Source organism: Legionella sp. PC1000, from assembly GCF_014109805.1.
Lineage (GTDB): Bacteria > Pseudomonadota > Gammaproteobacteria > Legionellales > Legionellaceae > Legionella > Legionella resiliens.
The window spans coordinates 3,817,853-3,830,562 of sequence record NZ_CP059400.1 but is presented as its reverse complement, the minus strand read 5'-3'; the positions used below and the strand labels follow the sequence as shown (position 1 = coordinate 3,830,562).

Sequence of the window (12,710 nt, the reverse complement as noted above, 5' to 3'; positions counted from 1 at the left end):
TTTACAAATCTATGGTCATAATTTTTTAACTATTTTACTTACAGTAGAATAATGCAAACCAAAATAATCCCCAATTTCTTTTAAACTAAATTGTCCGCTTTTGTATGCAACGAGAATCCCTTCATTTCTTGAGCCTGCCTTTTGCTCTATTTGCTTTAAAGTGTATTTCTCTGTTTTATATTGAGTTTTGGGGATATCTATTAGATTCATTTGAGGGTCAATTTTTTTCAACATCTCTTTAATAAACTCATCACTGCCTAAATAAATTTGTTTTTTTAAATTACTCCATGGAGACTTACTCCTTACTCCATCAGTTACAAACTCTTGGTATTTCCGAATGGCTGAGGAAACATCTTCACTAAATAGACAAAGGATTTTATCTACATACAACCAATTTGGTTTCGACTCTTTTAATATTGTTGCCAGGTAACTACTCCATTTCCATTCATGCGGTGAAGCAACCATTTTTGCGCGTACAGGATTTAATACAATGTATCTTGATAACTCAAGAAAATAAATATCTTTATCAACTAATATTGCTTTGAAGCGTCCTTGAAAAACGTGCCCCACACGATTGTGTATTCGATTAAATTTTTGAGTATAGACACCATTAAGTAACTGCATACCTTTACTTAAATTGCCAGCTGGAGTCTCTATTAACAAATGATAGTGATTATCCATGAGACAGTATGCATAACATACCCATGTACACCTTAAACATATCTCCGAAAGAGTGTCTAAAAATAAATTTCGATCTTCATCTGAAATGTAGATGCGCTCCTGCCCATCACCCCTTGAGGTGATATGATACAATGCTCCTGGAAATTCTATCCGTAGTGATCTTGCCATGTTGGACTATATCTTTTTCCTTAGCATATTTTTAATCTATTTGATTCGGATCGTCAATAGATTCATCAACTCCTAATTGATAATTCACAATTCAAGGCCTGACCCTCTAGGACACGAATCATAAAATATAATCCATCATCAATGTCTATTTAATTTTCATATTGTATAATTAGATAATATAGTTGTACTTTCGGAGTATATATGTCGTATTCGAACCGGTTTTTTATTAATCCTTCTCATAAGAAGGTGTTTGATATTTATAAGGTGGTCAGTAAAGAATTAAGGAAGGATATGTCTCATATCGAAACCTCTTATAAGGAAATATTAAATAATGAGCTCAATTCACAGCTATTAAAAGAAAAAGAAAAAATACATAGTACTGTTGAGGGCCTCCTCACCAACTTTACTAATCTTTTCCTAAAGGATAATACTGCAGTGCTCAAAGAAATTTGTCAGTTAAAAGTGGAGATATTGCAATTAAAAACAAAACTCATGATTCAACATATTTTAACCAATAATGCTGATTTCGAGTTTGACGACTATAGGCTCGCAGCTAATTTACATAACTATTTAGAAGAGTTTAGTGATGAGGTCGGTTCAATCAAATGGGATCAATTTGAAAGTGATAGAGAAAAATACATCGAGTTAAACCCTGAATATTTTGATAAAGTGTATAGTGTCTTACGAGGGCAATATGATGCCTTAAAAGAAGAGTTTTATATTGGAGATATATGGGAAAATTGGGATTATAACGCAGATTCTGAAGAAGAGGAGTCTGATGAATATTCTGGTGAATCATTTAAGCCGGAGTAATGAACGGGATCGACACCCACATATAAACTTAGTCCTAGAGCCTCTGGCTTTAAAGAAAATCTTGGCCCTAATGAGCTGTTTAATTCCATAAATAACGATCTGATGTTCTTTGGGATTTGCAGCCGGGCAGGTTATGACCAATCAGCTAATATGCAAGCGTTTAGTTCGCAATATTTTACCGGCTACTCCAATGTAATGAACCATGCCCCGTCATAGAATAATAGAAAAAATAATGGATTTCGTTCATTGCCCACAGATAGAGTTCATGGAATTTTTTTTTACACGTATACAAATTAGTTGATGGATAAAAAGGGATGTTGAATCCGCTCCCATAAGGCCTAGTTAATCGTAAAATCAGTAAGGGTCTAATTGTACGAATTAACATCATACACCAGCACAGAGCAAGCTGGTCCGTAAGAGATCGCTTTTGTAACTTTAAATGTAAATCACTGGGTGTAATATTTTTTCATTTATCTAATTCATAAAAAATAATTGAGTGCCTTATCAATTAGTTCTGCTTTGGAGGAAACACCTAATTTAAATTTGATATTATTCAGATACTCCTCAACTGTTCGTTGCGAAATTCCTAATTCGCTAGCGACTTGCTTTGCTGGTTTACCTCGGACAGTTAGGTGCAAACATTGCGATTCGCGTTGAGAAAAACAAGGAAAAGCATTGTCATTTTTAGACAGAAAGTTAGTTTTAGTAACGCCAGTTTCATTCATATTCAATAAACCAAGGCCAATTAATTTAGATAAAAATTCGGCTAGGTTATGCTTGCCAATAATACTTCCGCATCCAAAGGTGCCAATTATTTTATTTTCTTCATTATACCAAGGGAGTTTGAAGAGAAGACATTGATGAGAAGACCCATCAACGAGAATAAGGTCAAATTCAGTAACTTCTAACTTCTTTTTTATCATTATATTTTCATCATGCTGGGTAGCGATAACGGCTTGTTTCTTTACCATAAAGTCAACTGGCCTTTTGCCAACGGATGCTTGCACAGAATCCAATCCGCATATATTCGCACATTCATCATTTACAGTAGCAAAAGCACTTTCAGAATTACTGAACCAAATGTTAAAAGGCTGTTCGAGAAAATCCGCGACTGTGTAGTGAGCGTGTTCTTTAAAATGATGAGCCTTCGGGTTTGGCTTTATTAGCTTAATACCCTGACCGATACGTTGGATGAGGAACTCGTTGCTGATAGCAATTTTATTTTTCATGTTTCTTTGTTCATAAAACAATTGACCTATTATTATACAAAATATTTTCGATGGAAGTAAATTCGGTGTAAGTCAGGATACGTGTATAAATCGGACTTTTCATATTTAAAACCCTCTGTAACCATTCAACATGTTGTTTTCATTTAGTTAAAAAATTGTATTCGTTTCATCCAGTTTATGCTTTTCTCCATATTTTTTAGAAAAAAAATCGGAAAAGATCATATGCAGATGCATCTATGAGGCAACTGGAAACACACTAAGCAAGGTCACAGTGAAACAGACTTGTTCTCTTCAATACTAAAATACATCATCATATCAACATGAGCTTTGGGATCTTCATTATAATAATCTCGTGGCGTTTTAAGATCAGAATCTTGTGCATCCTTGTCGGCACCATGATCTAAAAGACAACCAACCAAATCCGATTTATTATGAATCACAGCCAAATGTAATGCAGTTTGCCCCTTTTCAGTAAGAACTGCATCCACATCAATTCCAGATTTAAGTAAGGATATTAAGGTTTCTACTAAAGCTTTGGATGGAATATCAGAAAAAACTATTTCGTTAATAATATTATTAAACTCATCTAGTTTCTCTTGAGTAGTAGCGGTCTTATAATTAGCGGGTTTGGACGATTCTTTAAATTTATCTTCAGAACTTTCCATAGATGCGCTTGTTGTCTGAGCACGTAGTTTAGGAGTTCTAAAAAAGTGTAAATGCGCTGCTTTATTTGAACTGTTTTCATCAACTTTTTGAGGAGCAATAGTGGTAGGAGTAATGTCCATAGGCAATGTATCTGTTTTTTTAAAATCTTTTATCTCCCAATATTCAGAATCTAAATAAGCATCAATTTGAGCTTGAGTAAAATGTTTATCTTTAACATACATCGCTACTAAGACATTAAATTCCTTTCTATGAAGATTTAAGAAGTCCCTGGAAAGATATTCATAATCATCATCAACCCTGGTGTATTTCTTTTGAGCCTCCTCCGTTAGTGCACTAAATTGTTCTCTATAAAAATCTTTAAATCTGGCCACAAGGGTATCAATAGTAATTGTTTGATAATCAAGATTAGGATCATCAGTGGCTCCTGCTAAAGACAAAAGAACGGCTTCTATCATTCCCGGGGCACATCTCGTAGCATCATCTGAATTTTTGTCATCTTTATCACTATATTCTCTTAATGAGTGACACATACCAGTGATTACTATCTCATAGAGATCCTCTATCTGTTCTTGGCTACGCTTGTAAGTGGGGTCATTAATAGCGCAGCAGATTAATGTAATAGATTGAAGTGCTGTAAAACTGTTGTAACAAGGCTTAGTGAATGTTTTAAAAACACGATGATCGCGAGCATAATATATAAATCTAAGGGCAGTATAATATTTATTCTCATTTGCTAAAGGATAATTAGCAACTAGAGCTGAATAAGGATTACTATGAAACAGATTACCCAAGATCTTAGTTGGGAGAAAAACTTCACTCAGCTGGGTAAAATCCTCTAATGATAAGTCCTTGAATTTAGTATGTTCACTTATTATTTTCGAAGAATAAAGCTGCTTAACGTGTAAATTTCTCGCTTTATTTAAAATATAATCGTGGAAATCCTTAGTAAACTGTGATGGTTGAGATAGCCTGCTTAAATATTTTTCCTTAAGATATTTAGCAATCACCCAACAAGAATGCTCCATAGGGGTTAAGTGAATATTTTGTGAGTGACTTGCAATTTCTGCAAGAGAGAGAGTCCCGTTAGGAGAGTTCTCATTGAGTTTGGGCGCATAGTAGGGGCCATACCTCCCATCTGTAGTTAAGAATTGATGTAACTTTAAGCTTGATGGATTAGCAGCATGAGTAGTTTGTGGTGTTTCTCGCAATACAGGCGCTGTTGTTGGTACTAATCCATTTGGTCGTAAAAAAAATGGTGCTGTTTGGTGTGTACGTGATGGCATCAATGTAGCTGGCGTAGGTTCACGTTGATAAGGAGTATTAAAATTCGCTGTTGCCAGAGATCCTATGAGTGGTGCAAGTATTTTTTCATCGGTTGTTTGACTTAAGATCGTCTGTAAACGGCCCATCCAGTTTGTTTCGAATTCATCTATAAGAGAACTATCAACTTTACCATGATTACCGTTGTCACTTTTTAACGCTCTTAAAAATTTAAGAACATGAGTGAAAATTAACTCTTGATCTTTTGGGTTGTCCATTTCATATAAATCTTCAAGATAGGTTTCAAAAGTGGACACATTAGAACAATGAATCATTGCATTAAAAAAAGTAGTTACTAGTTCATCTGTCGCTTCTTTATTTGCAGGGTCTTTTCTGAGTTCCTTTAGTTTTTTGATTAATAAAGAATCAATTTCGGGAGCGGTTTGTTTTATTCGGATAAAATCAATAATATGTGAAAAAATTAAAGGCTGATCCGTTGTGCTTTCAATTTTATAAACGCACATTAAATAATCGTAAAATTCAAGAATATCAGTAACTTTAATTAGGTTATTAAAAAAATTAACTAATAACGGGTTTATAACTTCTTTTTTAGAAGCATCAGTACGAAATGTTTTTAATGTTTGAATTAGGGCAAGATAAAAATTATGGTCGCCACTGTAATGAGTAAGAATTTGGTTAAATATCTGTATTGTTGGCTCAGAACTATTGGTAAGGAAGCTTAAATTATTAATTAGCATCTCACCCCAATTAATTTCTCCAAAACATTTAGAGGCATCACTAAGAGATCTATCTGTAAATATTGTTGTAAAATTAGTTTTAGATGCCAATTGTCTCAAAGCCTCAATTTTTCTTTTCCCTTTCAGTAAGTCCGGATTTTTATCCTTGAATATCTCTTGCATGATATGATTAAAAAAATCTGAGATTTCTTTTTTATTAATATGTGCACTAAAAAGATCATTAAACTTTAAGATTGCTTCATAGTTATTTCGATAAATCGCACTTATAGCAAGACAATAGTAAAAATGAGATTTAGTATATCTGCTTCTTTTTCCTTCATATTTACTGCCATATTGCTCATAGAGATCAGCTAACAACCCAAGATATTTTTTTTCTTTCACACGATTTAGTTTATCAAGATGGCCTTTGGGGGATGTAGAATTTGGTATCATAAACAGTTTTTTTAATGTGTATGATTCAGAAGTTGAAGAAAAGCGAGCAAAGGCGAATGGTTCTTCATTATCGAGAAACTCTACTGGATCGATTATAGCAAGGGCACTTAAAAAATATGCTGTAAAGGTTTGTTTTTTACTTGCAGGTAAACGCCCCTTTTCTATTCCCTCCATATACTTATAGAATTGGTTTTTAAAACTTTCCAATTCATCTGCTTGAAAATGATAGGTAAGTAATGATCTGCGCTCTGAAAGCTTAAGGGTATTTTGACTACTATCTTCAGATTGTTTACTGTTTTTAGTTTTTTTATGCTCATTGGCCATCATACTTTCCTAAAATTTTATTCTCGAAATAATGGTCATTATATGCACAGACCCAACTGATGATAACCCGTAAATTTTACGGGGAATTAAAATTAACTTGCCGGATCGGTCGACCGATTAACAGCAAAATTTCGAATAATTTTGGCAAGTGTAGGAACCTCAGAAAATTGAATAAATATCTCTAGACAAATTTAAAAGTACGCTTACAACTTATTCGCTCTACAATAGAAGCTGAATATTCACCTCGAATTTCAAAGGGTTTATTTCGGGTTTATTTAGTTGATCGATCAATGGGGTCAGACTCGATTGATTCATTAATTTGTAATTTTCGGTAAACTGAAGAATGAAGAGGAATTATATACAAAACATGCTTATTGCCTATATCAATAAACATTAATTGTCTCTACATGCAGACATTATTCTTCGATGCTATATAATTGTGTCTATACGCAGGGCGCACTATATCTTGGCTCTACTTCATGCAAACAAATAAGTGAGCCTAATGTTAAATTATGTGACTTCTCTTATTCCTAAAAGGACTTGAAATGAATAAAAACTCTTCATCCGGATTAATTAGAGCTCTTGGTTTAGGTGCTTTAATTATATATGGTGTGGGTGATATTCTTGGGGCCGGAATTTATGCCCTTGTAGGGAAAATTGCAGGTCATGCAGGTTCATTAACTTGGTTTTCATTTGCTATTGCAATGGGGATTATCTCATTAACCGCACTATCTTATAGTGAATTAGGGAATCGATTTCCTAAAAGCGGTGGAGTATCTATTTATATTCATGAGGCTTTTGGTACTCAATGGTTTTCGATATTAACAGGTTTGTTACTCTTTTGTGCTACGGTTCTCTCCATGTCAACTTTATCGCATGCATTTGCCGGATATCTGCGCGCTTTAGGATTTAATATCCCCGGTAGGCTAGATATTTTCGGTTTTTTGCTTATTTTACTCTTAATTAATCTACGCGGTATCAAACAATCCTCAATGGCTAATATAATAAGTACCTCAGTTGAGGTAAGTGGCCTACTGATAGTGCTTGGTTGTGGATTTTGGTACTTGGCAACACACCATAGCCACGTTATTGCCACTCCTACAGAAACGCCTGGAATAGGTGATGTGCTTCAAGGAACAGCTTTAGCTTTTTTTGCATTCACAGGATTTGAAGATATGGCGAATATTGCAGAAGAAGTTAAGGAACCCAAAAAGAATCTACCTCGTGCCATATTATCCTCTGTTGGAATTGCGGGGATTATGTATTTAGGAGTAAGTTGGGTAGCGACAACGATTATTCCAGGGAGTGAATTGAGTACCTCTGAAGCCCCTTTATTAGATGTAGTGAGCAAAGCTTCTCCTGTTCTTCCCAAATCTTTGTTTTCAATTATTGCCATTTTTGCAGTTTCCAATTCAGCTTTATTAAATTACATTACCGCATCGCGTCTGCTTTATGGGATGTCAAAGGAAAAACTTTTACCGAAATTGTTACAGAGGGTTCACTCCAAATTTCATACCCCTTATACTGCGATATTTCTGATCTTTCCAATAGTACTTTGCTTGGTATCAACAAGTAATTTGGGCGATCTGGCAAGTTCTACAAGCGCAATAGTTTTGATAGTATTTTCATTAAGTAACATGGCTCTAATAAAAATTAAACTTAATGCAAAAAAAGAGAAAATTAGTACTGAAATATTTAGAATTCCCTTCTTGGTACCTTGTTTAGCAATCGTTTTAAATCTCTCTGCCATATTATTTTTGCCTCTACACAGTATTATCCCTGCTGTAATATTGATTGGCATATGTGGTTTTATTACATGGATTATCATGAAGAGTTTGTTATCTAAAAATTGATTCAATCTACCTTAACCAATCAAGGTATCAGCCTTTGAATGGACCGATTGCTTTGTGATTTATTTGGATTCAGAAAATTGTGCCCAAATCTAGCAATTGAAGCAGTGAGAATCGGGATTTTAAAAATTTTCGAGAGTAATTTAAGACTATTGGATTTACAATTTAATCAATTGCGCCGAGAAGGCATTGCCGCAATATTAGGGTTAAAGAGACCCATCCTACTCTCACCCATGTTGCGTTGCATGGCAATGGTGTGTCGAATACGACAGAACTACAAGCAATTAAGTGAGAAGTTGATGAAAGTCTTCGGGACTTTTTGCGATAATACTCTTTAAAATGTACTTTGATAACAATAACTCAGTTAGTGTATTAAGCGTAACCATGTTGCTCGCAGCCAGGATTTGCCCGCAGTGAAGGTATGGTGTTTTTCCAGGTGGAAGACCTCCCAACCATAGACTATACTTTTTTTACTGCTATCAAAAGGGAGACTTATCATGGAACAAGCAACTCCAATGGAGTTAACAAAAATTAAAAAAATTGCTGCTGAGATTCAGGAATTTCCAACTAAAATTGACTCCACAGAGCAGGCTAAAAATGCACGACACTTACTGAAAAAATACGCATTATTATCTGAAAAAATCGAGAGAAACGTATTAATTGGTGAGGCATATCGAAAGGAGCTTGCTAAAATTCGTACAGAAGAGTTCAAAGCCACAAGACGTAAATTAAAAGAAAAAGCAAATTTAGTTCTACAGGCAAAAAGCAACAACAACGTTCAAAGTGAAAAGCTTGCGAAAAAAACCGTAAAAAAACCAACTTCCAAAAAAACCTCAAAAGCTGCTGACGTGGCAGTTGCAAAAGAAACAAACGCCAAAAAAACCGTGAAAAAAACATCACCTAAATCTAACAAAAAGGCTGTTCCCAAAGAAGGCGCATAATTTGGTTTTGTCGCAAAAGCGTTTATAAGCCACTTATGGACCAATGGGGTCAGGCTCAATTGGTTGGTAAAAACTCTTTTATCGTTGCATAGATTTTGCGAGTGTATGCCGGTCTCTAATATCAATCCCGATGGATTGAAATGGTTATTTTAATCCATCGCGTCTGACCCCATGATTACGCTGATTTCCAGAATAATCCCACGTTTAAACCATCACACTCATCTTGCTTGACATGCTGAATTCAAATTGATTTAATTTACATTAAGAAAATCATTAGGGTTGGTACTCTTAAGTCATCCTGACTAACCCTGTCTTTAGAAGATTTTTGGTGATGGCTTTTATTGTTTATACAATAGGAGCCATTATCATGCGTCAATACGAATGTTCCCCGTATATTTTAAGTCTAAAAGAAGGGGAGGACTTATTTAAAAGCATAATAAATTATGCATCTTATGTTAATTTAAAATCTGCAAGTATCAGCGGTATTGGTGCTTTATCCAATGTCACAATGGGTTTTTATCATCGTGATACCAAACAACATACCAAGAAATTGTTTCAGGAAACCTACGAAATTGCATCCTTGACTGGCAATGTAACCTTAAGTGATGAAGGCTGGTTTGTACATATCCATGCAGCTTTAGGTAGTGATAATTTTCAACTTTTTGGTGGTCATCTCATTAATGCGGAAGCGAGTGCGTCAACAGAAATTGTAATTTTTCCTTTAAATTACACAGTAATGCGACGAAAGCATCCTGACTTGGATATAAAAGTCATATGTCCGTTTATAAATGAGGTGAAAGATGAAAACTATCGCTAATTCAAATGCGTTAACAGAATATAATCTTTATGATCTGCAATCTGATTTAAAACAGGCAGTCTGCAGTTATGACAAAAATGGCATTATTGTTCTTAAAGATTATATTAATCAGGCAGAACTAACTGGCTTATTGAGTGAAATTGAACTGATACAACACGATGCAGAATTGGATATTGCTCAAAACTGGGATAATGAAATCGTTTGTTTTTATTCTAAAAACCCCTTAAAGCAAGAATCAGAGCCTAAAGAATATGTAACACAGCCCTATTTTCAAGCCTCAAATCACAAAGGACATGTATTTTATGAAGTGATAGATAATGTAAGAGTAGTTAATCGGATTGGGCATGGCATGCATCTCATAGAAAAGTATTCAATGATGCAGCAAACAGTGTATCGGAACCCCATGCTGATGACGATTTTGAAGGGTATAGGATATAGAAGGCCAATTTGTCATCTGAGTGTTTATATTCCTAAGTATCCTTATGGCTCAGGTAGTGAAGTGAGGCCGCATCAGGAATCAACATTTGCTTACACTGAGCCTACCTCTGTAGTTGTTTTATGGTTGGCTTTGGAGAATGCATGTATAGAAAATGCATGCATGTATGGAATTATGGGTAGCAACCATTGGCCTTTGAAATGGGTTTCACGGGTAAGTCATCAACTTAAAACCAGACAATTTGAGCCGCTCAATGATGTTTATATTCCTGATTTTATCACAGAAAATTATTGTTATACGCCCTTAGAAGTTAAGGCAGGGGATGCATTATTATTTCATGGTAATTTTGTCCATTGCAGCCCAGTTAATTACTCAAGCTGTTCACGCAAGGCCTTATCTTTTCAATTCATCGAAACTGTGGGGGTTAATTATTCCAAGAGCAATTGGTTGCAGCCACCAAACCAAGCTTATTTATATTGACCCTAAAGAATAAGGAAAAATAAACATGTCTATGTATGATAGCAGTGAGTTCTTCAAAACCTATTTTGCTAATGCTAGTGAAAAATCCATACTGATTAACTTAATGCGCACTCGATTTTCTCCATCCTCGCATCAGCTAAATATTTTGGATTTAGGTTGCCATGATGGCGCATTAATAAAAAAAATAATTGATACTTATGCCTGTAGAATGCCCGCAAAAGTTACTATAACGGGTGTGGAGCCAAGTGGAGATGCTTTATTAGAGTATTCAAAAAATCAATTTTCTATTCCCGTTCAAATGAATACCTTTGCCGGCACTGCCGAAAGCTATTTTTTAAAACATCCAGGTGATGAATATTTTGATTGGGTTATCGCCTCCCAGTGCCTTTATTGGTCTTTGGATTTACCCTATATGGTTAGGAAAATAGCAGAATGTGGAGAGTCAGGCTTAATTGTATTAAGAGGACGTCGTGGAATTTATGAAATTCAATCCCACTTCAAGGCATATATAGGAAATCAAAACGAGCAATTTTATACTGCGGACGATATAGAATCCGCATTACTTAATTTGCATATACCTTTTGAGAAAGAAATTAAAACAACATCTATCCAATTACCTGATCAAGGGAGCCTGGAGATGAAATGGCTAATTGCTTTTTTTCTACAACAGAATAAAAAAGCTATAAATAGTGATATTTGTCAGGAAGTTGAATCTTGGATTTTAGCGAAAAATTCAAAAAAAATGGCACATGATGTGTGTTTTTTTTGGTTAGGAAAGGCAATGTTCAAGGGGTAAGTATGCTTGTAACAATAAAAAAATAATTGGGCAGAGATACCTAAAAACGTTCCGTTTAGAGCCTATGCACTCCTGATACAGCAATTTACCGGCTATGGGAGAAGTTCTATTGTACTTGAATCAGGTTGAATGTTTCACTATGCTGGAACTATTACCCTAATCAAAAAACGGCTATGGCTCCATCAATCACCTTTATTATTCTATATTCTTTAATGCCTGCTGCATTAATGTTTATTGGGGGGGGAATTGCTAGTATTTATCAGCCGGGTAATCAGATAACCAGCGCCACGCAACATTTTGCTGCTGGAGTTGTTTTTGCTGCAGTAGCAAAAGAACTCCTGCCCAAAATTGGTGCTTATCACGATCCTTTTGCGCTTATTATTGGTTTTTCATTAGGTGTTTTTGGAATGTTGTTCTTAAAATGGTTTACCAGTAGATTAGAAGATCTCGAACAACAAAAAAACGGTGTATCATGGGGGTTATTAACTGCAGTTGGAATTGATTTATTAGTAGATGGTATTTTGATTGGTGTCTCTTTTTTAGCGGGCGAAAGAGGAGGAGTTCTTATAGCTATAGCCCTTTCCATTGAAATTTTTTTCTTAGGATTATCGACCACGTCCACTTTAGGAGCAAGGCAAGTTAGTGTACCTATCCGTTTGTTAGCTAGTTTTATTTTAGCAATCTTGATTCCGATTGGTGCAGGTCTTGGTGCAAGTTTGTTAATTCATTTACCTCAAACGGTTACCAATGTAATTTTATCTTTTGGTGTGGCAGCGTTACTTTATCTTGTTACAGAAGAACTTTTAATTGAAGCTCATGAAGTTCGTGAAACTCCATCTATTACTGTATGTTTTTTCGTTGGATTTTTGTTAATTTTATTGTTAGAAGGCCTGGCAGCCTAAACAATGTTGATTTCTAGTTGACTGTCATATTCTTCGTTAACTTGCTTATCCAGGTTCTTTTTGTATGTTTCTATAAGATCCCTTAAGTTAGCTATATTTTCGCTCTGATTACTTTCTTTAGCTATTTCCAATATGCGGTGAGTTATTCCAAAATAAG

Annotated in this window: 10 protein-coding genes; 7 read left to right on the top strand and 3 right to left on the bottom strand. The window is 35.0% G+C overall.

Going from position 1 to position 12,710, the window contains the following annotated elements; translation table 11 throughout:
* Positions 1 to 15: 15 nt before the first annotated feature.
* Positions 16 to 849, bottom strand: coding sequence for a transposase (locus tag FOLKNPGA_RS16800; RefSeq protein WP_182350968.1), 834 nt, complete (start codon positions 847 to 849; stop codon positions 16 to 18).
* Between the two features lie 201 nt (positions 850 to 1,050).
* Between FOLKNPGA_RS16800 and FOLKNPGA_RS16795 the strand changes: the two genes are divergently transcribed.
* A complete protein-coding gene (locus tag FOLKNPGA_RS16795; RefSeq protein ID WP_182350967.1) occupies positions 1,051 to 1,662 on the top strand; it encodes a hypothetical protein in 612 nt (203 codons plus the stop codon).
* Between the two features lie 479 nt (positions 1,663 to 2,141).
* Here FOLKNPGA_RS16795 and FOLKNPGA_RS16790 read toward each other — a convergent pair whose 3' ends face one another.
* Together FOLKNPGA_RS16790 and FOLKNPGA_RS18815 are read right to left on the bottom strand one after the other, a co-directional pair.
* Positions 2,142 to 2,891 (bottom strand): helix-turn-helix transcriptional regulator, encoded by a 750-nt coding sequence (locus FOLKNPGA_RS16790; protein WP_182350966.1) that lies wholly within the window; start codon positions 2,889 to 2,891, stop codon positions 2,142 to 2,144.
* Between the two features lie 266 nt (positions 2,892 to 3,157).
* Entirely contained in the window at positions 3,158 to 6,334 is a 3,177-nt protein-coding gene (locus FOLKNPGA_RS18815; RefSeq protein ID WP_220471043.1) for an ankyrin repeat domain-containing protein, read from the bottom strand.
* Positions 6,335 to 6,876: 542 nt separating this feature from the next.
* Here FOLKNPGA_RS18815 and FOLKNPGA_RS16780 point away from each other — a divergent pair.
* From FOLKNPGA_RS16780 to FOLKNPGA_RS16755, 6 genes are all read left to right on the top strand, one after another.
* A complete protein-coding gene (locus FOLKNPGA_RS16780; protein ID WP_182350965.1) occupies positions 6,877 to 8,184 on the top strand; it encodes an APC family permease in 1,308 nt (435 codons plus the stop codon).
* Between the two features lie 494 nt (positions 8,185 to 8,678).
* The gene (locus tag FOLKNPGA_RS16775; RefSeq protein ID WP_182350964.1) at positions 8,679 to 9,122 is read left to right on the top strand and encodes a hypothetical protein; all 444 of its coding nucleotides are present in this window, start codon (positions 8,679 to 8,681) and stop codon (positions 9,120 to 9,122) included.
* Positions 9,123 to 9,489: 367 nt separating this feature from the next.
* Positions 9,490 to 9,939 (top strand): PPC domain-containing DNA-binding protein, encoded by a 450-nt coding sequence (locus FOLKNPGA_RS16770; protein ID WP_182350963.1) that lies wholly within the window; start codon positions 9,490 to 9,492, stop codon positions 9,937 to 9,939.
* Positions 9,923 to 10,855 carry a phytanoyl-CoA dioxygenase family protein gene (locus tag FOLKNPGA_RS16765; RefSeq protein ID WP_182350962.1) on the top strand — a complete coding sequence of 311 codons (933 nt, stop codon included), beginning with the start codon at positions 9,923 to 9,925 and terminating at the stop codon, positions 10,853 to 10,855. Before FOLKNPGA_RS16770 ends, FOLKNPGA_RS16765 begins: the two co-directional genes overlap by 17 nt.
* Positions 10,856 to 10,880: 25 nt before the next feature.
* On the top strand, positions 10,881 to 11,651 hold the full coding sequence (locus FOLKNPGA_RS16760) for a class I SAM-dependent methyltransferase (RefSeq protein ID WP_182350961.1): 771 nt from the start codon (positions 10,881 to 10,883) through the stop codon (positions 11,649 to 11,651).
* Positions 11,652 to 11,824: 173 nt separating this feature from the next.
* Positions 11,825 to 12,553, top strand: coding sequence for a ZIP family metal transporter (locus FOLKNPGA_RS16755; protein ID WP_182350960.1), 729 nt, complete (start codon positions 11,825 to 11,827; stop codon positions 12,551 to 12,553).
* The last annotated feature ends 157 nt before the right edge of the window (positions 12,554 to 12,710 follow it).

What these genes read in the sequence shown, in the direction of transcription:
- FOLKNPGA_RS16800 (WP_182350968.1), bottom strand. Translation starts at nt 849, where the DNA reads ATGGCAAGATCACTACGGATAGAATTTCCAGGAGCATTGTATCATATC.
- FOLKNPGA_RS16795 (WP_182350967.1), top strand. Translation starts at nt 1,051, where the DNA reads ATGTCGTATTCGAACCGGTTTTTTATTAATCCTTCTCATAAGAAGGTG.
- FOLKNPGA_RS16790 (WP_182350966.1), bottom strand. Translation starts at nt 2,891, where the DNA reads ATGAAAAATAAAATTGCTATCAGCAACGAGTTCCTCATCCAACGTATC.
- FOLKNPGA_RS18815 (WP_220471043.1), bottom strand. Translation starts at nt 6,334, where the DNA reads ATGATGGCCAATGAGCATAAAAAAACTAAAAACAGTAAACAATCTGAA.
- FOLKNPGA_RS16780 (WP_182350965.1), top strand. Translation starts at nt 6,877, where the DNA reads ATGAATAAAAACTCTTCATCCGGATTAATTAGAGCTCTTGGTTTAGGT.
- FOLKNPGA_RS16775 (WP_182350964.1), top strand. Translation starts at nt 8,679, where the DNA reads ATGGAACAAGCAACTCCAATGGAGTTAACAAAAATTAAAAAAATTGCT.
- FOLKNPGA_RS16770 (WP_182350963.1), top strand. Translation starts at nt 9,490, where the DNA reads ATGCGTCAATACGAATGTTCCCCGTATATTTTAAGTCTAAAAGAAGGG.
- FOLKNPGA_RS16765 (WP_182350962.1), top strand. Translation starts at nt 9,923, where the DNA reads ATGAAAACTATCGCTAATTCAAATGCGTTAACAGAATATAATCTTTAT.
- FOLKNPGA_RS16760 (WP_182350961.1), top strand. Translation starts at nt 10,881, where the DNA reads ATGTCTATGTATGATAGCAGTGAGTTCTTCAAAACCTATTTTGCTAAT.
- FOLKNPGA_RS16755 (WP_182350960.1), top strand. Translation starts at nt 11,825, where the DNA reads ATGGCTCCATCAATCACCTTTATTATTCTATATTCTTTAATGCCTGCT.